The sequence below is a fragment of the Vagococcus coleopterorum genome (genome assembly GCF_011303955.1).
Classification (GTDB): domain Bacteria; phylum Bacillota; class Bacilli; order Lactobacillales; family Vagococcaceae; genus Vagococcus_D; species Vagococcus_D coleopterorum.
The window spans coordinates 845,313-866,661 of the sequence record NZ_CP049886.1 but is presented as its reverse complement, the minus strand read 5'-3'; the positions used below and the strand labels follow the sequence as shown (position 1 = coordinate 866,661).

21 protein-coding genes, 1 tRNA gene and 2 rRNA genes are annotated in these 21,349 nt (G+C 37.2%); 1 reads left to right on the top strand and 23 read right to left on the bottom strand.

Annotation, left to right across the window (positions count from 1 at the left end; genetic code table 11):
• Positions 1-39: 39 nt before the first annotated feature.
• The 12 genes from G7081_RS04320 to G7081_RS04265 form a co-directional block, all read right to left on the bottom strand.
• A complete protein-coding gene (locus G7081_RS04320) occupies positions 40-2,745 on the bottom strand; it encodes a YhgE/Pip domain-containing protein (RefSeq protein WP_166008386.1) in 2,706 nt (901 codons plus the stop codon).
• 7 nt (positions 2,746-2,752) lie between these two features.
• Positions 2,753-3,244 (bottom strand): RrF2 family transcriptional regulator, encoded by a 492-nt coding sequence (locus tag G7081_RS04315; RefSeq protein WP_166007726.1) that lies wholly within the window; start codon positions 3,242-3,244, stop codon positions 2,753-2,755.
• Positions 3,245-3,383: 139 nt separating this feature from the next.
• Entirely contained in the window at positions 3,384-4,250 is an 867-nt protein-coding gene (locus G7081_RS04310) for a class II fructose-bisphosphate aldolase (protein ID WP_166007724.1), read from the bottom strand.
• A gap of 132 nt (positions 4,251-4,382) precedes the next feature.
• The gene (locus G7081_RS04305; RefSeq protein WP_166007722.1) at positions 4,383-5,447 is read right to left on the bottom strand and encodes a SepM family pheromone-processing serine protease; all 1,065 of its coding nucleotides are present in this window, start codon (positions 5,445-5,447) and stop codon (positions 4,383-4,385) included.
• A gap of 18 nt (positions 5,448-5,465) precedes the next feature.
• Positions 5,466-5,954, bottom strand: coding sequence for a pantetheine-phosphate adenylyltransferase (gene coaD / locus G7081_RS04300; RefSeq protein WP_166007720.1), 489 nt, complete (start codon positions 5,952-5,954; stop codon positions 5,466-5,468).
• Between the two features lie 2 nt (positions 5,955-5,956).
• On the bottom strand, positions 5,957-6,514 hold the full coding sequence (rsmD, locus tag G7081_RS04295) for a 16S rRNA (guanine(966)-N(2))-methyltransferase RsmD (protein ID WP_166007718.1): 558 nt from the start codon (positions 6,512-6,514) through the stop codon (positions 5,957-5,959).
• A 91-nt stretch (positions 6,515-6,605) separates the two neighbouring features.
• Positions 6,606-6,956, bottom strand: coding sequence for a YlbG family protein (locus tag G7081_RS04290; protein ID WP_166007716.1), 351 nt, complete (start codon positions 6,954-6,956; stop codon positions 6,606-6,608).
• The gene (locus G7081_RS04285) at positions 6,946-7,374 is read right to left on the bottom strand and encodes a YlbF/YmcA family competence regulator (RefSeq protein WP_166007714.1); all 429 of its coding nucleotides are present in this window, start codon (positions 7,372-7,374) and stop codon (positions 6,946-6,948) included. The genes G7081_RS04290 and G7081_RS04285 overlap by 11 nt, the downstream gene beginning before the upstream one ends.
• 11 nt (positions 7,375-7,385) lie before the next feature.
• Positions 7,386-8,492: a CAP-associated domain-containing protein gene (locus G7081_RS04280; RefSeq protein WP_166007712.1), complete on the bottom strand. Its 1,107-nt coding sequence runs from the start codon at positions 8,490-8,492 to the stop codon at positions 7,386-7,388.
• Positions 8,493-8,518: 26 nt separating this feature from the next.
• The gene (locus G7081_RS04275; RefSeq protein ID WP_166007710.1) at positions 8,519-9,745 is read right to left on the bottom strand and encodes an FtsW/RodA/SpoVE family cell cycle protein; all 1,227 of its coding nucleotides are present in this window, start codon (positions 9,743-9,745) and stop codon (positions 8,519-8,521) included.
• Positions 9,746-9,757: 12 nt separating this feature from the next.
• Positions 9,758-10,054, bottom strand: coding sequence for a DUF1507 family protein (locus G7081_RS04270; RefSeq protein WP_202982250.1), 297 nt, complete (start codon positions 10,052-10,054; stop codon positions 9,758-9,760).
• A 133-nt stretch (positions 10,055-10,187) separates the two neighbouring features.
• Positions 10,188-10,796, bottom strand: a complete 609-nt coding sequence (locus G7081_RS04265; RefSeq protein ID WP_166007708.1) for a superoxide dismutase — start codon at positions 10,794-10,796, stop codon at positions 10,188-10,190.
• A gap of 178 nt (positions 10,797-10,974) precedes the next feature.
• Between G7081_RS04265 and G7081_RS04260 the strand changes: the two genes are divergently transcribed.
• The gene (locus G7081_RS04260; protein ID WP_166007706.1) at positions 10,975-11,781 is read left to right on the top strand and encodes a DUF1189 domain-containing protein; all 807 of its coding nucleotides are present in this window, start codon (positions 10,975-10,977) and stop codon (positions 11,779-11,781) included.
• A 32-nt stretch (positions 11,782-11,813) separates the two neighbouring features.
• On the opposite strand, the gene G7081_RS04255 is transcribed toward G7081_RS04260, so the two are convergent.
• The 11 genes from G7081_RS04255 to G7081_RS04205 all read right to left on the bottom strand — a co-directional run bounded on the left by G7081_RS04255 (position 11,814) and on the right by G7081_RS04205 (position 21,348).
• Positions 11,814-12,110, bottom strand: a complete 297-nt coding sequence (locus G7081_RS04255; protein WP_166007705.1) for a HesB/YadR/YfhF family protein — start codon at positions 12,108-12,110, stop codon at positions 11,814-11,816.
• A gap of 72 nt (positions 12,111-12,182) precedes the next feature.
• The gene (locus G7081_RS04250; protein WP_166007703.1) at positions 12,183-12,842 is read right to left on the bottom strand and encodes a potassium channel family protein; all 660 of its coding nucleotides are present in this window, start codon (positions 12,840-12,842) and stop codon (positions 12,183-12,185) included.
• 27 nt (positions 12,843-12,869) lie between these two features.
• Positions 12,870-13,502, bottom strand: a complete 633-nt coding sequence (locus G7081_RS04245; protein ID WP_166007701.1) for a response regulator — start codon at positions 13,500-13,502, stop codon at positions 12,870-12,872.
• Entirely contained in the window at positions 13,495-14,574 is a 1,080-nt protein-coding gene (locus tag G7081_RS04240; RefSeq protein ID WP_166007699.1) for a sensor histidine kinase, read from the bottom strand. The genes G7081_RS04245 and G7081_RS04240 overlap by 8 nt, the downstream gene beginning before the upstream one ends.
• Positions 14,571-15,305: a cell wall-active antibiotics response protein LiaF gene (liaF, locus tag G7081_RS04235; protein WP_166007697.1), complete on the bottom strand. Its 735-nt coding sequence runs from the start codon at positions 15,303-15,305 to the stop codon at positions 14,571-14,573. The genes G7081_RS04240 and liaF overlap by 4 nt, the downstream gene beginning before the upstream one ends.
• A 138-nt stretch (positions 15,306-15,443) precedes the next feature.
• Positions 15,444-15,917: a transcription elongation factor GreA gene (gene greA, locus G7081_RS04230; RefSeq protein ID WP_166007695.1), complete on the bottom strand. Its 474-nt coding sequence runs from the start codon at positions 15,915-15,917 to the stop codon at positions 15,444-15,446.
• Positions 15,918-16,052: 135 nt separating this feature from the next.
• Positions 16,053-17,210 (bottom strand): endolytic transglycosylase MltG, encoded by a 1,158-nt coding sequence (mltG, locus tag G7081_RS04225; protein ID WP_238786619.1) that lies wholly within the window; start codon positions 17,208-17,210, stop codon positions 16,053-16,055.
• Positions 17,211-17,421: 211 nt separating this feature from the next.
• A complete protein-coding gene (locus G7081_RS04220) occupies positions 17,422-18,081 on the bottom strand; it encodes a DUF2238 domain-containing protein (RefSeq protein WP_166007693.1) in 660 nt (219 codons plus the stop codon).
• A gap of 59 nt (positions 18,082-18,140) precedes the next feature.
• Positions 18,141-18,214: transfer RNA gene (locus tag G7081_RS04215), tRNA-Asn, on the bottom strand.
• 11 nt (positions 18,215-18,225) lie between these two features.
• Positions 18,226-18,341: ribosomal RNA gene (gene rrf / locus G7081_RS04210) — 5S ribosomal RNA — on the bottom strand.
• Between the two features lie 93 nt (positions 18,342-18,434).
• Positions 18,435-21,348: ribosomal RNA gene (locus tag G7081_RS04205) — 23S ribosomal RNA — on the bottom strand.
• Between the last annotated feature and the right edge of the window lies 1 nt (position 21,349).

The following is a 21,349-nucleotide window of genomic DNA, read 5'->3' as shown; positions in this document are numbered from 1 at the left end:
GAAAAAGCCACAGCATTTAGCTGTGGCTTTTTCATTTTACTAATGTAAGATATGACCTTTTTTCAAATAATCATTTAATTTTTTCGTATATTTTTGAATTTGTGGGAAGAACATCACTCCAATAATGAAGAATGCTAAGCCAACAATTAATAATATCACTAAGGCTTTAATGGCATTCGGCCAATAAATACCACCAACCGGTTCACGTAATAAGTTTACCGCATGTGTAAATGGTAGTAGCGGGTTAATCATTTGGAAAAATTTACCCGACATTTCAATTGGATAATTACCTCCACCGCCTGAAATCGATAATACTAAAATAATAACCGCTGCACCTTTACCTAAATTACCGAATAAGGCAACAAGAACATAAACCATGACCATAAAGACTAATCCTACGACAATCGCAAATAAAATCGCGAAAACAGGGTTAGCAGCATATGTTCCTAATAAATAATAGTTACCTAACGCTACTATTAAAGCTTGGAAGAAACTAACGACTAAGAAAGTTGCCATTCTAGCTAAAAATTGTTGACGTTTACTATATTTTTTACGTTGTTCATCTGTTAAATGGAACTCAGTACTTGCAATACTTGAGAACAAGACTGCTCCTACCCACAAGCATAGCGCTGTATAGAACGGCGCACTCGCTGATCCATTGTTAGGAACAGGATAAATATCATGTTGATCAATTAGGACTGGACTCGCTAAGAAATCACTCTCAGCTTTTGCATCAGCTTTCAACAGTTTCATTAGCGCAGCAAAATCAATATCTTTACGTCCCTCTCTAATTAATTCAGCAACGCGACTTACACCTTTTTGAATATTAGGCCATTCATTCTCAATTAACCCTTGGGCAGAATCTAAAGCTGATTCAACTAATGGTAATTTTTCATTCACCATTCCCATTGTCTTGTTAACATCTGCTTCAACGCCTGGCAAATCATTTTGAATAAAGCCAGCAGCTAATCCCATTTTTTCAGTGACATTAGGTAAATCATTTTGATACAAATCAGCAGCTTTATTAATACCACTTACAATGGTATCCATATTCTCATTCAACATCATACTTGCATCATGAATTTCTTGCTTAATTTCGGGAATTTGTGCTTGATATTTTTCTAGGAACGAAATACCTTCTGTTATCGTGCCAGAAGCATTTGCAAGCAACCCGTTAATTTCAGAAATCATTTTATTATCAATCACTTGATTGGTAATATTTTCAGCATCGCCTAAGACTTTTTGGACTTTTTCAATAACAGCTGATAATTGTCGACTAATTTCTTCCGGATCCAAACCTGATAATGCTGAAACAATACTAGCCGCTTCCTTACTAATTTCTTCTAAACGAACTTGTAACTCTTCCGCTGATAGATTTTCAGCATTCTCAATCAAATCAGAAAGCTTACTCATAATCGCTTCAACTTTTCCTTGTGCTTCTGTCAATTGATTAATTAAAGGATCCAAAGCTTCTGTCGAACCCATTTCATTAATTTTCTGCATAACTGTAATGGTATGAGTTAACATTTTATGCATACCATTAAAACTATCAAAAACGCCTACAAGTTGTTTGATTTTTTCAGCTTTATTCTCTTCAGTAACATTTTGTGCTAATTCATGTGTAATGTTCTGAACGTCAGTTGCAACAACTAACACTATTTTCAGGCCTGAACCAACACCACTTGCAATTTCAGGTAATGATGTTGAAATATCATTCAATCCATTTGAAATATCTGGTAACGCTGCGTTTGCATCATTTATTAATTTTTCAACATTTGGTAACACTTCTTGCGTTTTACCAATCACGTCTAAACCAGTCTTTGCTTCAGAAATGGCATCATTCATAGTATCCGCAACTTTATCAAAGTCCTGATCAATTTGTTCAACTTGTTTGGCTGCATTTTGTATTTCGGGTATTTTATCTTGTACTTCTAAGATCAACCCACCTTTTTCTTGAATCGTTGGCATCATGCCATTAATTGCAACAACACGGTCACCTAGTTTATTTAACTCAGGCATATATTTTGTAAACTCATTGGCTTTATCAAGTTTACCCTTAATTTCTGGCATTTTTTTATTTAACTCAATAACTTCTTTTGTATAGCCATCAATCTTATCCATATTGTCATCTAAGTCTAAAATCTTATTACTGATTTTATCAATATTCACAATGTTACTGTCTAAATCAACACCGACTTCATTTAAACCACTCACTAACCCTTCACTGATTGTGGCAATAAATTGTTTCGTAATCTGATCTTGGATACCGCTTGCCCCTTTATCGGTGATCTTTGGCGCAATAGCATTAATCTTTTGGTTTACAGAATATTCAATTTCAGGTTTCTTGATGTCACCACCAACAAAACTGACTAAATGTTCTGAGAAATCTTCTGGCAAATAGACTCCACCATAATATTTACCACTTTTAACGCCTTTGTCTAATTCTTCTTTAGAATCGACAAAGCGCCAGCCGACTTTATCATTATCATGTAGACCATCAATAATCTTATCTCCAATATTGATCTCTTTACCCATGACTTCGGCTGTTTTATCATCTGAATAAACAGCAATAGAAATGTCTTTAGTATTTGAATACGGATCCCATAGAGCCGCAATATTAAACCATGCGTATAATGATGGAATGACCATCAAAGCTAAAATCAATGCAAAAGTTAATTTATTTTTGTAAATGCGTTTCCAGTCTAATTTAAATAATTCCCACGTATTTTTAAAGCTATTTTTCATGCGTCTATCATCCCTCATATTCAATCTCATTCCAATCTCTTGTCGGAATTTCTTTTTCCTTAATAAAGACTTTTTTCAATACTTCTGCGATTGTAATCGCTCTTAGTTTTTCTTCCCAAACGCGGTCAGCTTCAGAGAAAAAGCCCGATATAATATTATCACCATTTTGAGCATATTCGTCAAATCCTACGAACGCTCTTTGAAGCACACCAACATCCGGAAAAGACTGGAACGGTCCTTCAATTGCCTCGACAATTTCCAATAAAGAAATATCATCCGTTTCTCTTTCTAAATAAAAGCCACCATTATTCCCTGATACGCCGGCTATTAATTTTGATACCACTAGCTTACGCAATAATTTCTTCACATAAGATTGTGACACCGATAATTTTGTATAAATACTTTCTGAGGACACAGGGACATCCTTTTTCTGAACCGATAAAATCGCCATAATCGCTAGCGCCTGCTCCGTTGCATTCGTTAATTTCAATTTAGTCATCTCCGCTTTCACTACTTATGAAATCCATTATAGACTTTCTTTGTCGCTGAGGCAACTAAAAACTATCATTTTCATGAAAAAATTCAAGAAAACAAAAAAACACCAACCTTTCGATTGGTGTTTTACTAAATTGTTTAAATTAAGCTTTATCTTTAGAACCGAACCATTCAATTCTTTGTTTAACTAATTCAACAACAGCTTCAGTACCTGGAGCTAATAATTTACGAGGGTCAAAACCTTTACCTTCAAGATCTTTACCTTCTTCGATGTATTTACGAGTAGCAGCCGCAAAGACTTCTTGACATTCAGTGTTTACGTTAATTTTTGAAACACCTAATGAGATAGCTTTTTGAACTTGCTCTAATGGAATACCTGATCCTCCGTGTAATACTAATGGTTTACCATCAGTTACGTCAGCGATTTCGCCTAAACGTTCAAAGTTAAGTCCTGTCCAGTTTTCTGGGTATGAACCGTGGATGTTACCAATACCAGCTGCTAGGAAATCAATTCCTGTATCTGACATTGCTTTACATTCTGCTGGGTCAGCTAATTCGCCAGAACCGATGATTCCGTCTTCTTCCCCACCGATACTTCCAACTTCACACTCTACTGAAACACCTTTAGCGTGAGCTTTAGCTACAACATCTTTAGCTTCTTCAATGTTTTTATCAAATGGGTGGTGTGAACCATCATACATTACTGAAGTGTAACCAATTTCGATACATTTTAATGCATCTTCATATTCACCGTGGTCTAAGTGTAATGCTACTGGTACAGTGATGTTCATTGATTCGATTAAATCTTCAACCATGTGGACACACATTTGGTATCCGCCCATGTATTTTGCAGCTCCCATTGATGTTTGGATCATAACTGGAGAGTTTGACTCTTGAGCACCTTTAAGAATAGCTTTTGTCCATTCTAAGTTGTTTGTATTGAAAGCTCCTACTGCGTATTTACCTTCACGTGCTTGTTTTAACATATCTGCTGCTGATACTAATGCCATTGATAATTCCTCCTATTTTTGGAACACATTTTTTGGTTAAGCTATGCTTAACTAACATTTACATTTTATCAGAAAACTCTAATTTATTCTAGTCATATTATCATGTTAACAAAAAAGCTAAGCATTCATTGCTTAGCTCTCACGTGTTTTATTCAAATAATCAATTGCATCTTGAACTGTTTTAACAGGAACTATTTCCATCTTAGTGTCAATTGTTTTCGCGGCTCTCTGAGCTTCTTGATAATTAGTTTCTAAATCTGGGTACTCCTTTAGTAACTCATCTGGAAACTCTTCAGCTGGAGCAAAGAAGACTGTTGCACCCATGTGATCAGCTGCCACAACTTTTTTATCAATGCCGCCAATACTACCAACAGAACCATCTTCATTAATCGTTCCAGTTCCAGCGATTTCACGACCATCCCGTAAATCAACGCCTGCTAATAACTGATAGGTTTCTAGCGTGAACATTAGTCCCGCAGACGGGCCACCAATATCACCGGCATTTATTTCAATCTTATCCTTGGTTTTTAATTCTGTATGATCCACCAGGGTAATGCCAATTGCAGCTTTTTGGTCATCTGGTCCCTCTGTTAGTTTACCAAATGTTTTTAAACTTTCACCATCACGCTTAAAATCAATCCTGACTTCTTCACCAATTTTTTTACTCTTGATATAGGTCATAAAATCAGCAGTGGAATTAAATGTTTGGCTATCAACTTCTTCAATAACATCCCCTGTCATTAGTTCACCTTTAAAAGCAGATTGTTCTGAAACTGCCATGACGTATACACCTTTATAATCAAATTGATATGGTTTACCTGACAAATCCAAGGCTACTTTTTTTGCCATGTTCTCCGATGATGTCATTTGATAGGCTGATAGTTTATCATACTCATCATCACTGCTATCACCCATCAAATCCTCTTTACTAATAATTTCTTGAAACGGCATTAGTTTAGCAGTTAACAGACTGGCTACTGTCCCACGTTTAATACCTACTGTCGTCATCATGTACGAACCATCATTTTTATCACGTTCATCATTAACAGTGACAAAGTTACGAACATTCTCAGCTGAGCCAGGTACTTCAACATAGTATGGTAACGGAATAATCACTGAAGCAATAATTACTATTGCAAGTATAATAAACCCAAGATATTTTATTAATTCTTTTTTCGACTCTTTTACTTCATTCATTGGAGTCTTCTCCTCATTCTATTGATTATGATACTTTTTAAACATCGCTGTTTGGACCGCTTCAGGAACGAAAGCCGAAACGTCACCATCGAATTTTGCAATTTCTTTGATGATAGATGAGCTAACATTCGAATATTCTTCGGCAGCTAGTAAAAAAATCGTTTCTACATTTGGATTTAAGCGCTTATTCATTGAAGCAATATTCTTTTCATACTCATAATCCGTCTGGTTGCGAATCCCACGGACCAAGAAAGCAGCGCCTAATTTATCTGCAATATCGACTGTTAAGCCATCTTCTTGAACCATTACAGAAACATTTTTTAATTGACTAATAGACTCTTCAATTAATTTAATCTTCTCATCAGCATTGAATAGACCAACTTTAGATGTATTAGTCGCTACAGTGATAATCACCTTATCAAATAATTTTGCAGCACGTTCAACCGTATTTAAATGCCCGTTGGTAAAGGGATCAAAACTTCCTGGAAATAATGCAATTTTCGTCATGATTAATTTTCCTCTCTTCGGTAAATGACAACTGTCGTGCCACCATAATTTTGTCTTCGTCTTTCATTGAAATTACCAATTGTTTCTGGCAATTCAACTGATTTATCAACTTCACACACAATCATTGCATCTGATGTAAATAAATTTAATAACTCGGCTTTTTCAATTTGTTCGCAAATTTCTTGCTTCGCATAGGGCGGATCTAAAAATAAATAATCAAAGCATAATCCCTTTGTCGCCAATTGTTCAAGGATCCGATTCGCTTCTCCTTTAATGACTGAAAATTTATGTGGTTCTTTTGTCATTTCCACATTCTCTTTAATCACTTGGATAGCTTGGAAATTCTTATCAATACAGTAAGCCTGTTCACACCCTCTTGAAATTGCTTCAATGGCCAAGCTTCCGCTACCTGAAAACAAATCCAAAACAATTCCTCCGTCAAAATAAGGACCAATCATATTAAAAATAGCTCCTTTTACTTTATCTGAAGTTGGTCTTGTATTATCTCCTGGCAATGATTTCAAACGTCTACCACCATATTCACCTGCAACAACTCGCATAATTCCCGCTCACTTTCTCTTTAACATTAAAAGTTAAAAATGACCCTCATCTAATTTGTTTTTAAACAAACCAAACCAGCGCCATTTACTATTATTTAGTCATAATTAAAGGGGTTACTTTCTTACCTTTATATATGAAATCTTCTTCACTAGGTTCAACATCTTTTAAAATAGACTCTAAGTTACCTTCAACAGCAACTTCTGGACGATGCGATTGATCCACGCTTCTAACAAAATGAAGCTTATTTAATGCTTCAATCGTTTCATCAATGCCTTCTTGATTCACATATATAATAGCATACTTCATCTTACGTGAAGCATACATCACTGAGCCAAATTTTTTTAAAGATTTCAACTGACGTAAGTTATACATCCAAACTACTAACCCACGACGTTCAGTTATGTTGATATCCGCAACTGTATCTGTATATTTATCCAACATGGCAACTCCCTCCACAGCCTTTTGAGGCAAATTCGAAAAATGGATTTCCTGCATCTATCTTAATGTCTTCAGAAATAACTTGAGCCATTTCATAAACTAATCTATCTAACATACTTTGCAACTCGTGTTCGGACACTCTGAACTTAGCCACAATTGGGTCTAAATCTAACTCACGTTTAGCTTGCCTTAACTGACGACGCTTCTCTTTAAAATCAGGAGCGTAATCGCCATAATTTTCAATTTTCTCAAAGGCAGTTTTAGCGTCACCAAATACCTTCTCTTTATTAAGCGTTTCAGGACTATTTAAAATGGCTTTTTTATTTGAACAATGATCGTCAAAACTAGTTGAAGATAATAACGCCTGGCAAAGTTCATCTAAACTATCTTCTAGTTCAAATACTTCATCTGTATAAATCATCTATCTAGCTCCTATCTTTGATTTGATTCAAAAACCAATACTAACATACCTTCTGAAATCGCAATTCCAACCGATTTTCCAGACAAGTCGAATAATTGTTGTTGACCAAACTCCCCACCATATAAACCCATTAACAATAAATTCAAGTTATCTGTTGGAGTGACCGCTAACACTTCAAAATCATCCTGATTTACTATTGAAGTATCAGCCAACTCTAATAGTCTATGAATTGCATCTGAGTCTAAGGTCAGAAAACTTTGAGAAACAACTTGATTTCTTAAATCTTGCCATTCTGTTAAAACTGCATCATCTTTGATAACCTCAGGTAGTTTTTTTATTAAAACTGTTAATAGTTGATCTGCAACATCCGACATTTCTTGATTTAAAATGGCTGGTGATTGCTCCTGTCTTTCAGACATCACTGATAATAATTGACTTAAATGTCTTTCTTGATATGCCCGTAATTCTGAAGAATCTTGAATAACTAAGGGTCGTTTCAGACGACTATCATTGATTAATCGATAAGGTAAGTTATTTAAAAACATTTCCTTTGAATAATAACTTATGCCTAACACTCGACCAGACATTTGATCTAAGTGAGCCATTGCAAAACTGCCATTATCAAATCTAACTAAAGGCTTTGTATTTAAATCATTGCCTGATAACTCAATCTCAAACACCTGGTTTTCAAAATTAACCTCAAACTGATCTTGAAGCGTCAAACCATTACCAATGTCCGCAAGTGTCATCCCTATTTTAAATTGTCCATCTGGAATATCTTCCCCTGCAACGAATAGACTAGCAACATTTCCATAGTCATCTATGTCTGCTTGTAAAAAATCAGCCTGACTTTCACCAAAGGTCATAGCTTGACGACTCTCATTGTAATCAACCACATCTGTTGGTTCACCAAGAACTTGAATAACATCCTTGATTGGTTGTCCAACAAACTCAGCATAGTAATCCGCCGAGAGTTCATCATCAACCGCGTCTAAACTAGCTGTCTTCTCTACCTGAGTGGACTCTGGTAACTCTTGACTCCTAAAAATAGGCGGGACATATGATAAGAATAAAAAACACATGAGTATCACACCAAATATTCCAATTCTTTTAATCACTTGTCTCACCTACTATCTCTACTTAACTATATCCGTTTCATTTGAACTAGTTCACCTTGATTTTGATTGTGAACTTCTTTCATATGACGACGCTTTAATTCATCTGCACGAATGTTTAAAACAAATCCAATTCCTATAGATAATGTAACTAGACTCGAACCACCTTGACTTAGGAAAGGAAACGTTACACCTGTTAACGGGATTAATCCAGTAATCCCACCTACGTTGACTATCGTTTGAATTAATAACATACCACCCACACCAATACACATAAGTGAATTGAATGGTGTACTTGCATTAACGCCAATCGCCATTACTCTCAATGTTAAAAATAATAAAAGCAATAATAAAATAATCCCGACAATTAAGCCTAACTCTTCTAACACGATTGCAAACATGAAATCGGAATGAGCTTCTGGTAGGAAACCTTTCTTTTGAATACTATTTCCTAACCCTTGGCCTAACCAACCACCTCGATACATAGCATAATAGGAGTTGACCATTTGGTGCCCGTCTCCAAATGCGTCAGTAAACGGATTTTTAAAACTTTGGAAACGACCGTAAATATGTTGGAAGTTACTAGGATAAAAGCTTTTCGGAATTGCAGGTAACACTTGAATAACAAACAAGCTAACCAGAGCTCCCGCTCCAGCAACTACTAGTGAGTAATAATAACTTATACCACTAGATAAAAGCATCACTAAAGTAATTAAGATTAAGATTAATGCACCACCTGTATCAGGTTGAATTAAAACCAGCCCAATCAAGGCCCCGACTAACATCATCGGACGCATGACAGCCTGTTTAAAGTTATTGGAAATACCATCCTGACGTCTCGCTAAAATATAAGATAAATACCAAATTAACATAACTTTTAAAAATTCTGCCGGTTGGATCATACCTAATGGTCCTAACTTCAACCAACCTCTGGCACCATTTACTTCTTGACCTAAAGGAGTAAATCTTGTTGCCAGCAACATTAAACTAACAACAATCAAGCCGAATACAATAAAGTTTCTATTTTGGAAAACTTTTGTTTTAAATTTGTAAATAATTGCAATGATAATCAAACTACCTATTAGGAAAATGATTTGCTTTAAAGCATCTGCCCATGGTGCTTGAGGAGGATTAGAGTTCATCAATCGATATGAGCTTGCACTGTACGACATGATAACACCCACAATTGACAACACAATATACGGCACTAAGATTGTGTAATCTAAATATGCAGTTTTTCTAGCTTTTTTACCCAAACCTAAATCCTCCTATTTCCCTTTTGCTTCTTCTTGTTGTTTCTCGTAAACATCACTATACACTTTATTTAGTTCTTGCTCTAAGTTTGCTAACATTTTATGTCCTTCTTGAGATGTTAAGACATTTAAACGAACGGCGTATTCCACTTGTTTTGAAAAACCATACATTTGTGTATCAACCACTTCTTCAAAGGCTTTACACTGTGCAATACACAGATGATTTTGTTGGTTACTGATAAGTTTTTGAATCTTTTGAGCTTCGTTTTCAAGGATTGTTACTGCCTCTACTTTAATAATTTCTGTTGCCACGTTAGCCCCTCCTATCTAATTCCTATATTATATCATAACAATGTATTTTTTTAGTAGTCTCCACTCTTTTTTAATGATATTTAAACTAACAAAAAAACCTCTTAGATTAATCTAAGAGGTTTGATCTATCAAATTATTTTGCTGCTGCAAAACGTTTGTTAACTTCATCCCAGTTTACAACGTTCCAGAAAGCTTTGATGTAATCAGGGCGTACGTTACTGAATTTTTTGTAGTAAGCGTGTTCCCAAACATCTAAACCAAGTACTGGAGTTTTACCTTCAGTTAATGGTGAATCTTGGTTTGCAGTAGACATTACTTCTAATTTTCCATTATTTACAACTAACCATGCCCAACCAGAACCAAAACGGCCTGTTGCAGCTGCAGCAAATTGTGTTTTGAAATCTTCAAAAGAACCGAAAGTTGCTTCGATTGCTTCTTTAATTTCTCCAGTAGGTTCGCCACCAGCGTTAGGTGCCATAATTTCCCAGAAGAATGTGTGGTTAGCATGTCCGCCACCATTGTTTTGAACGGCTGTTTTAATATCAGCAGGAACGTTAGCTAAGTCAGCTACTAATTCATCAATTGATTTTTCTGCTAATTCTGGATATTTTTCAATCGCAGCATTTAAGTTTGTTACATAAGTATTGTGGTGTTTGTCGTGGTGTAATTTCATTGTTTCCACGTCAATATGTGGTTCTAAAGCATCGTATGCGTATGGTAAATCTGGTAAAGTGTAAGTCATTGGATATTCCTCCATTTAATTTGTATTTTGTTCTACATCCTTATCTTATCATTAGAACAGGCTAGCGAGCAATCTAAATGCTTACCTCGTGTTGATAGACAATCCTTGTATTAGCACCCGAAAAAGTTTACAATTATTTTGATAGAACTGTGGTTCAACCACAAAGAAGGAGACCGTCATGAGTTTGTATCAATTATTCATTTCTGCATTTAAAGCACCACAAAAATTAATCTTTTCTGTTAGTAAAAAATTCGGAAAGGTTTTTGTTTACTTGTTATTTTTGTCCGCTCTATTAAGCATTCCGATTGGCATTCAAGTAAACAAAGTCATTAAAGTCGCCCAACGTGACTTAACAACTATCAGTGAGAAAATCCCTGAATTTACAATTCAAGATAATAAGCTATCTGCACCAGATTCTGAAGGATTCATTCAGCAAACAGATAACTTCATTTTCACCTTTGATCCCAAAGGTGTTTACCAACCTAAAGATGTCCAAGATGATTTAATCGGAAATGCTGTGGGACTGGCTTTATTATCCGACCAAGCCTTATTGACTGTACCAGAAGATCATTTAATGGCCGGCATGTTACCGAAAACATTATTCTCGTTAAAATATGAAGCTTTTGATACTAGTTCATTCAATAAAGCATGGATTACTCACCAACTTGGTGACAATAGTCAATCTAGAGTGATTCAGTTCTTTGCCTATATCGCAGCGATTATTCCTATGTTTATCAACTTGCTGATGTCACTATTCATGATGAGTTTAATCGGAAACATTTGGTGCCGAATGACTGGCAGCCCCTTACGTTTGTCAGAGACTTTCAAAATCATTACCTTCTCGGCTACTGTACCAGTTGTCATTTCAACTGTCCTAGCTATTTTTCAACCTGGTATTGATCAAATGTTTATCATCATGTTCCTAACGTTCTTAATCTATTTAAGAGTGATCAGTCCGACTATCCAAAAACCAAAATTAAAATAAAAACAAAAAAGACGACTCAATGAGTCGTCTTTTTATTTTGCTGTATATGTATAAGTTGGTTCATCTAACTTTTCATCATAATCTACTGCTAAATCAAACCCATGAAAAAACCATTCGTCTGATTCTTCTGTAAAATAAGTGATGCCATTGACTTCAATTTTAGCCAACGTGTTAGTTGATGGTTCTGCAATCGTCATGCCCGTTGTAAAACCAACATGAACATTCGTGCTTCCACCATACTTACCGAAGAAACGAATACCGTCACCATCTTTTAAATTAAGTTCAGACTTAAACCACGCTTGTCCTTTATCAGAAATTGTTAAATTCATTTTTAGCCCACGCTTTCATGTTCTATTTAATGTCAGTTTAGCATAGATTGATAAAATAAGCGGTTTATTTGCCTACAACATTTTTGCATCTAAACGGTCAACATCTTCATCGGCACCAATGACTAGTAAGCAGTCATCTTGTAAGACTTTTTCCTCTGCTGCTGGCGAAATAATTAACTTCTTATTGCGACGAATTCCGACGATATTTAGCCCGAAACGCTGACGAAAATTCAACGTTAATAAATCTTTGTCATAAAATTTTGGATTCGTTACTTTAACTTCTGCTAAAGAGTATTCATCAGATAACTCTAAATAGTCTAAAATATTTTTAGAAACTAAGTTATGTGCCACTTTAACCCCCATGTCACGCTCGGGATGGACCACATGATCTGCTCCGATTTTATATAATACTTTGGCGTGATAAGAGTTTTGTGCCTTAGCAATAACATTTTTAACACCTAGTTCTTTAGCCATAAGGGTTACCAAGATACTCGCTTGAATGTCTTCCCCAATCGCAACAATCACGTGGTCAAAGTTCCGAACACCTAAGGAACGTAATGTCATCTCATCTTGAGCATTAGCTACCACAGCATGTGTGGCAATATTCATATACTCATTAATCGTATCTTCATCACGGTCAATCGCTAAAACTTCTTGCCCCGATTCAATTAATGTTTCACATAAACTTCCACCAAAACGACCTAAGCCAATAATTGCAAAATTTTGTTTCATTTCAAATGCCTACTCTTTCATTTTTGTTTATTTAACTATACCATGTTTGAAAGAATAAATCGCCGCTTGTGTACGATCTTCTACATCCAACTTAGATAAAATATTAGAGACATGTGTTTTCACAGTTTTCAAGGTTATGAACAGTTCATCTGCAATTTCTTGATTACTCATCCCTGCTGCAATTAATAATAAAATCTCATGTTCACGATTAGTCAAATCATCATGTAAAACCGGTACATTTTTTTGGTTTAAACGTGCCATCATTTTACCCGTCACTTCTGGTTCAAGGACTGTTTCTCCTTGGTACGTTGCACGAATAGCGTTAGCAATTTCACCTGCAGATGATGTCTTTAATAAATAACCTGCTGCTCCTGCTTCGATTGCCGGATAGACTTTTTCATCATCAATAAAGCTTGTAACAATAATAATCTTAGCCTCTGGCCAATCTTTTAAAATTGCTTTGGTTGATTCAATTCCGTCCATTGTATCCATCACTAAATCCATCAAAATAACATCAGGTTTTAATTCTAAAGCTTTTTCATAGCCTACTTGTCCATTTTCAGCTTCCCCAACAACTTCAATATCTGATTGAACTGACAAGTACGACGACACGCCTAAACGAACCATTTCGTGATCATCTACTAAAAGTACTCTAATCATTGATTGCTTCCCCCTCTAAAATTGGCACACGGATTTCAACACTTGTCCCCTGTCCCTTAAAACTGATAATCTTACATGTGCCACCCATACCAGCAACACGTTCTTTAATATTATTTAAACCATAACTTCCAGCTGTCGTTTCAGTTGTATCAAATCCCACACCATCATCAACTAACCGCAGATGAACATTATTTTCAACTCGTTGTAAATAAACTTCTAATGACTTAGCTTTTGAATGACGTAAGGTATTTGATAATAATTCCTGAACAATTCTAAATAAATGATCTTCAATTGCTTTTTTCAAACTTAAATCAGCAATGTCCCAAGTTAAATCTATTTTTACTTTCGTCGTCAACTCAACTAATAGTTGTTCAATCCCTTTTTTCAGACTCTTACCTTCTAAATTAATTGGTCTTAAATGTAACAACAAAGCGCGCATTTCCGCTTGGGAGTCATTCACAATTGTCGAAACCGTAGCTAGCTGCTTACTTAAAGCAGGATTGACTGCAAAAGTTTCTTCTTCTTCCTGCACAGCTGATAATAACATACTCGCTGCAAACAATTGTTGGCTCACAGAATCATGTAGTTCTCTTGCTAAACGATGACGCTCTTCTTTAACAATATCTTCCTTTGACACACCAGAAACAAGTGCAGGACGTCCTGAATACTCTTGCAACTCCTTTGTCATTTCAATTAACGTAGCATGAATTTTCTCAACATCTTGCAACATACCAGCTAAATTAGGATTGCCAATTTCAACTATCTCATCGGAATAAAAAATTGAATCATCTACAGCACCCTTTGCCAATAAACTTAGCTTCGTTTCAATTTCAGCATACTGACTGCGTTGCACGAAGTGAACAATGATTAATACTAAACCACTGACAACTAGCGCAATTAAAATAACATAAACAATTAATGGAATTTTGAAAATCTGTGCATGAATTAATTCTCTCAACCACAAGCGTTGACTATGAGCATAGTAACTAGTATACAAAGTGATGGTTAAAATAATTATTGTGAAAATAAAGGTATATAAGAAAAGAATCGGACGACTGATTTTAGAAATCATATACGGATAACCTCCAAATCACCAACAAAGGTAGTAGATACAACCTTCAAACGTCGTTGTGTCTGGCTATAATCATCACTATAGACTTTTACTGCATCATTCTTCAACTTAATCACTTGGTTATCTAATTTTACATTACCAGTTAATGCCGAATGTTCAATCATCACACCAATTCCCACCGGCACTAACAAACGGGTGCGGCCAAAGGCTTTTCTAATTAAGATGACATTATCTTCTTTAGGCAATAATGTATTACCTAAATCAACTAATGTATCGCCAGAAATAATGGTCATATTGATATCATCCCATTCATAAACCGTATCGCCTATTCGTTGATTTCCAAACCACTTACGCTTAAATCGACGACCATTTTTATTTTCTGGTTCAATCGTTTCAACCATAATTATTTCCTTGTTTTTACGACCAGATTCACCAAATAATGAGCTTCCTGTTAATTCAAATCCTTTTAGACCTAGGAAAACAATTGCGATCACCAGCATAATCCAAAAAGCAGGGCTATTAATCAAAAGCATTAACAACAAGACAATAACACTTACCACAATTTGAAACTGATTAAAGGAATTGCGTCTTTCTTTTTTGAAAACATATAATAAAGTAATCACAGCTAAAATGACTAAAAATAATGCTCCAAAATTATTAAAAAGTTGACCTAATACAACTAAAAGAAGTAAGGCTTCAATTATTAAAAATAGTTGCCAATAAATTTTCACGATAAAGACTCCAATCTGTACATTCTATCTGTTCATATTATACTTCTTATTAATAAAAGATGGTAGTCATCTACAGACCTATCCATTACTCAGACTTAAGACCTACAAAAAAAGCCTATCATTTAGATAGGCTTTTAATTATGACACTTTAGTAATCTTAACGTTCATATCGCCACCAGGAGTAGCAATCGTTACTTCATCATTTAAACGACGACCAATTAAGGCTTTCGCAATTGGTGAATCATTTGAAATTTTACCTGTTAGGGGATCTGCTTCCGCACTTCCTACAATTGTGTACTCTTCTTCATCGCCAGCTGGCAACTCAATAAAAGTCACTGTACGACCTAAACAAACCTCGTCTGTATCAGCATTCTGATTATCAATAATTTCAGAAAAACGAATCATGTTTTCTAAAGTTGTGATACGTCCTTCCGTAAAGGCTTGCTCATCTTTAGCTGACTCATACTCAGAGTTCTCAGATAAATCTCCGAAACTACGAGCAATTTTAATACGCTCAACAATTTCTTTACGTTTAACTGTTTTCAACATTTCTAACTCTTCTTCTAACTTAGCTTTCCCCTCTAACGTCATTGGGTATACTTTTTCTACCATATTAAATTATGCTCCTTTAACTATGCTTTGTAATAGAAACCCTATTATAGCAACAATGTAATAGCTTTCACTATTTTTTTCACATTCCAAAGGTTACCACTTCTTCTGTGAAATGTAAACAAGCTAGGCTTATTATTATTTTTTCTCTAATTGTTTATCAATATATTCTTCTTTTAATTTCAAATGTTCTTCATACGTTTTGGCAAAATACACTTTATGAGTTGAAACATCGGCTAAGAAGTAGATATAATCATTCTCTTTCGGATGTAAAACAGCATCGATTGCTTCTTCACTTGGACTATTAAATGGTCCAGGACCATAGCCTTTATTTGTATACAAATTATAAGGAGAATCAACTTGTGTATCTTTATTTGATAAATGAACTTTATGTTCATCCATTGCATAAAGAATGGAAATGTCTGATTGTAATGGCATTTCTTCATCAATACGATTTAGGAATACTTGTGCAATATTTTGACGATCTTCTAACTCAACACCTTCTTTTTCAACTAAAGAGGCTAGAGTTAACAATTCTTGAACAGTTAATTTGCTAGCAGCAATATCCGCTTTACGTTGTGCCATCACTTCTGCCGAACGTTTTACCATTTGCGTGATTAAATCATCTACACCATTTTCTTTATAATAGTTATAACTCGCAGGGAATAAGTAACCTTCAAGACGGTAACGGACATCCTTGGCATCTTTTACACTTTCTAATAACTCAGGGTAACTCTCATATAACTTGTCAAACAACTTAGGATTTTTTGCAGCGTCAATAAATTCATCAACTTTAACATCTGTATTTTTTTCCATGATTTCTGCAATCTGATACAATGATGATCCTTCTGGAATCGTTATACGACCATCAGCAAGCGCTGTTGGTTCATCACTACCACCTTGTTGTAGCATTTTAGCAATATCAACTAATTTCATATCAGGTGACATTTGATAAAAACCACCTTTGAAATCAGAAATATTATTAGCTTTGACATAGTAGTTAAATACTAATCCACTTTTAATCACATCTGATTTTTCAAGAATATTACCAATCTGTTTATTACTAGTTCCTAATGGAATTTCAACTTGAACCATATCATGATCCTTAGGGTTTAACGGTTGCAAACCATTTTGCCAATATTTATAAAAAGCAAAACCAGCTACTACTGAAATTAAAACGACAGCTGATAAGACAATTGTTACGATTTTTTTTACCATATTATTTTCTTTTTGACGCATTTCGCGACGCTTCATACTTTCTTCTTTTAAAACTTCTTTAGTTTCTTTTTGAGTCACTTTAGAAACCTCCAATTTACTTGAATTTATTCACCAAACCATTTTACATAGTTTGTAACCTAGTACATTATACATGATATGACTCTAAAGTTAAATGTTTATTCCAGTATTAATCCTTAAGTAAAACGTAAGGATTAATGCCCAAAACAGAATAACTTTTAAGCCAACATTTATTAAATACGCAAAACATCTCATACTATATTAATAATTTTTATTTTATTCTTCTTATTCTTAATTCATTAAGCAAAGATTTATTTTTTTGTGTGGTTATTAATAAATAAACAAGCATAGCGATTGCCCCCAATACATCTATAAACAAATCGCCCATCGTATCCATCAAGGCTTCTCTACCAATTAAATCAACACCTTTTGAAGCAAATCTCTGCATATTAAGATCTAGTAGTCCATCAAAAATAAATTCATAAAACTCCCAAAATACTCCACCAGAAATCGCAAAAAATGTTCCAAAAAAATAACACAGTTTCATTTCAACAGTTGAAATAACAGCTTTATTAAGTAACGACAAATAAAAACTAACCCCAAATAAAACTAGTAACCCTGCACTAATAAAATGTAATAGTTTATCCCAATAAGCAATCTTTCCATAAAATCCAAATCCTGTCCCTAAAAATACCGAGCCTATAATAAAAATGCAATAAAAGATAACTAGCATTCTCGGTAAGCTAACTTTCATTTTTCTTTCAATTACTATAGGAATTATCATCAGGAATAATCCCAAGGCTAATTGAATCCCTTTAAACAAGACTTTCTCACTATCAGGTAAGACTACCAACCCCTTGACCAGAAAATACAATGTCATAACTGTACAAATAACTAATATAATTTTAAAACTTTTAAATCTTTCTTTCATAATTTAGACACCCCGTTTTAAAGATAAAAAAAAAGACACACCGTGGTGTGTCTCCAGAGCTCCGGCAGTAGGACTCGAACCTACGACATCATGATTAACAGTCATGCGCTACTACCAACTGAGCTATGCCGGAATAATACTAAAGCGTGGCAACGTCCTACTCTCACAGGGGGAAACCCCCAACTACCATCGGCGCTAAGAAGCTTAACTACTGTGTTCGGCATGGGAACAGGTGTATCCTTCTTGCTATCGCCACCACACTTGTGATGTATTATTTTCTTTTGAGTAATTGCTCACTCAAAACTGGATAGTAAAGTTTAATCAAAACATTCCTTGAATCCTACGTTTTATTCTTGGTTAAGTCCTCGACCGATTAGTACTAGTCCGCTCCATACATCACTGTACTTCCACTTCTAGCCTATCTACCTGATCGTCTCTCAGGGGTCTTACTTTCCGAAGAAATGGGAAATCTCATCTTGAGGGGGGCTTCACGCTTAGATGCTTTCAGCGTTTATCCCGTCCACACGTAGCTACCCAGCAATGCCCTTGGCAGAACAACTGGTACACCAGCGGTGTGTCCATCCCGGTCCTCTCGTACTAAGGACAGCTCCTCTCAAATTTCCTACGCCCGCGACGGATAGGGACCGAACTGTCTCACGACGTTCTGAACCCAGCTCGCGTGCCGCTTTAATGGGCGAACAGCCCAACCCTTGGGACCGACTACAGCCCCAGGATGCGACGAGCCGACATCGAGGTGCCAAACCTCCCCGTCGATGTGGACTCTTGGGGGAGATAAGCCTGTTATCCCCAGGGTAGCTTTTATCCGTTGAGCGATGGCCCTTCCATGCGGAACCACCGGATCACTAAGTCCGTCTTTCGACCCTGCTCGACTTGTAGGTCTCGCAGTCAAGCTCGCTTATGCCTTTGCACTCTACGAATGATTTCCAACCATTCTGAGCGAACCTTTGAGCGCCTCCGTTACTCTTTAGGAGGCGACCGCCCCAGTCAAACTGCCCATCTGACACTGTCTCCCACCACGATTAGTGGTGCGGGTTAGAATGGCCATAACACAAGGGTAGTATCCCACCAACGCCTCAACCAACACTAGCGTGCTGGCATCTAAGGCTCCTACCTATCCTGTACATGTGTCACAGACATTCAATATCAAACTACAGTAAAGCTCCATGGGGTCTTTCCGTCCTGTCGCGGGTAACCTGCATCTTCACAGGTACTAAAATTTCACCGAGTCTCTCGTTGAGACAGTGCCCAAATCGTTACGCCTTTCGTGCGGGTCGGAACTTACCCGACAAGGAATTTCGCTACCTTAGGACCGTTATAGTTACGGCCGCCGTTTACTGGGGCTTCAATTCTGAGCTTCGCCGAAGCTAACCCATCCTCTTAACCTTCCAGCACCGGGCAGGCGTCAGCCCCTATACGTCATCTTTCGATTTTGCAGAGACCTGTGTTTTTGATAAACAGTCGCTTGGGCCTATTCACTGCGGCTGGTCCGGAGACCAGCACCCCTTCTCCCGAAGTTACGGGGTCATTTTGCCGAGTTCCTTAACGAGAGTTCGCTCGCTCACCTTAGGCTACTCGCCTCGACTACCTGTGTCGGTTTGCGGTACGGGCAGTAATCATCTAACTAGAAGCTTTTCTTGGCAGTGTGACATCGGAAACTTCGGTACTTAATTTCCCTCCCCATCACAACTTGTTCTTATAAGAGTAAGCATTTGACTCACCCTAAAACTCATTGCTTGGCCGTGCACTTCCATTCGCACGGATTTCTTAGCCTACTGCGTCCCTCCATTGGTCAAACAATAATTACTGGTACAGGAATATCAACCTGTTGTCCATCGCCTACGCCTATCGGCCTCGGCTTAGGTCCCGACTAACCCTGGGAGGACGAGCCTTCCCCAGGAAACCTTAGTCATACGGTGGACAGGATTCTCACCTGTCTTTCGCTACTCATACCGGCATTCTCACTTCTAAGCGCTCCAGTAGTCCTCACGATCTACCTTCAACGCCCTTAGAACGCTCTCCTACCAATGCACCTAATGGTGCACTCCACAGCTTCGGTAATATGTTTAGCCCCGGTACATTTTCGGCGCAGGGTCACTCGACTAGTGAGCTATTACGCACTCTTTAAATGGTGGCTGCTTCTAAGCCAACATCCTAGTTGTTTATGCAACCCCACATCCTTTTCCACTTAACATATATTTTGGGACCTTAGCTGGTGGTCTGGGCTGTTTCCCTTTCGACTACGGATCTTATCACTCGCAGTCTGACTCCCGGATATGAATATATGGCATTCGGAGTTTATCTGAATTCGGTAACCCGAGATGGGCCCCTAGTCCAAACAGTGGCTCTACCTCCACAATTCTTAATCCGAGGCTAGCCCTAAAGCTATTTCGGAGAGAACCAGCTATCTCCAAGTTCGATTGGAATTTCTCCGCTACCCACAGCTCATCCCCGCACTTTTCAACGTACGTGGGTTCGGTCCTCCAGTGCGTTTTACCGCACCTTCAACCTGGCCATGGGTAGATCACATGGTTTCGGGTCTACGACAACATACTCATTCGCCCTATTCAGACTCGCTTTCGCTACGGCTCCGACTCTTCATCTTAACCTCGCATGCTATCGTAACTCGCCGGTTCATTCTACAAAAGGCACGCTATCACCCATTAACGGGCTTTAACTTGTTGTAGGCACACGGTTTCAGGATCTATTTCACTCCCCTCCCGGGGTGCTTTTCACCTTTCCCTCACGGTACTGGTTCACTATCGGTCACTAGAGAGTATTTAGCCTTGCGGGATGGTCCCCGCGGATTCCGACGGAATTTCTCGTGTTCCGCCGTACTCAGGATACTCATAGGTGTGCAGTCCATTTCGCCTACGGGGCTTTTACCCACTACGGCTGACCTTTCCAGGTCGATTCGACTATCAACTACAGCTACCATATTTGAGTCCTACAACCCCAAGAAGCAAGCTTCTTGGTTTGGGCTCTTACCGTTTCGCTCGCCGCTACTAAGGTAATCGAATTTTCTTTCTCTTCCTGCAGGTACTTAGATGTTTCAGTTCTCTGCGTCTCACCTCATATACCTATGTATTCAGTATATGATGACAGCCTATAACAGCTGCCGGGTTTCCCCATTCGGAAATCTCTGGATCATAGCTTACTTACAGCTCCCCAAAGCATATCGGAGTTAGTCCCGTCCTTCATCGTCTTCTAGTGCCAAGGCATCCACCGTGCGCCCTTATTAACTTAACCT

Bases quoted from the DNA above. Each gene is read 5' to 3' on its own strand.
- G7081_RS04265 (WP_166007708.1), bottom strand. From the start codon at position 10,796: ATGACTTACACTTTACCAGATTTACCATACGCATACGATGCTTTAGAA.
- G7081_RS04305 (WP_166007722.1), bottom strand. From the start codon at position 5,447: ATGAATGAAGTAAAAGAGTCGAAAAAAGAATTAATAAAATATCTTGGG.
- G7081_RS04250 (WP_166007703.1), bottom strand. From the start codon at position 12,842: ATGAAACAAAATTTTGCAATTATTGGCTTAGGTCGTTTTGGTGGAAGT.
- G7081_RS04245 (WP_166007701.1), bottom strand. From the start codon at position 13,502: ATGATTAGAGTACTTTTAGTAGATGATCACGAAATGGTTCGTTTAGGC.
- G7081_RS04310 (WP_166007724.1), bottom strand. From the start codon at position 4,250: ATGGCATTAGTATCAGCAGCAGATATGTTAAAACAAGCACGTGAAGGT.
- greA (WP_166007695.1), bottom strand. From the start codon at position 15,917: ATGGTAGAAAAAGTATACCCAATGACGTTAGAGGGGAAAGCTAAGTTA.
- G7081_RS04240 (WP_166007699.1), bottom strand. From the start codon at position 14,574: ATGATTTCTAAAATCAGTCGTCCGATTCTTTTCTTATATACCTTTATT.
- G7081_RS04220 (WP_166007693.1), bottom strand. From the start codon at position 18,081: ATGAAAGAAAGATTTAAAAGTTTTAAAATTATATTAGTTATTTGTACA.
- G7081_RS04315 (WP_166007726.1), bottom strand. From the start codon at position 3,244: ATGACTAAATTGAAATTAACGAATGCAACGGAGCAGGCGCTAGCGATT.
- rsmD (WP_166007718.1), bottom strand. From the start codon at position 6,514: ATGCGAGTTGTTGCAGGTGAATATGGTGGTAGACGTTTGAAATCATTG.
- G7081_RS04290 (WP_166007716.1), bottom strand. From the start codon at position 6,956: ATGTTGGATAAATATACAGATACAGTTGCGGATATCAACATAACTGAA.
- G7081_RS04320 (WP_166008386.1), bottom strand. From the start codon at position 2,745: ATGAAAAATAGCTTTAAAAATACGTGGGAATTATTTAAATTAGACTGG.
- G7081_RS04260 (WP_166007706.1), top strand. From the start codon at position 10,975: ATGAGTTTGTATCAATTATTCATTTCTGCATTTAAAGCACCACAAAAA.
- G7081_RS04285 (WP_166007714.1), bottom strand. From the start codon at position 7,374: ATGATTTATACAGATGAAGTATTTGAACTAGAAGATAGTTTAGATGAA.
- coaD (WP_166007720.1), bottom strand. From the start codon at position 5,954: ATGACGAAAATTGCATTATTTCCAGGAAGTTTTGATCCCTTTACCAAC.
- G7081_RS04255 (WP_166007705.1), bottom strand. From the start codon at position 12,110: ATGAATTTAACAATTTCTGATAAAGGACAAGCGTGGTTTAAGTCTGAA.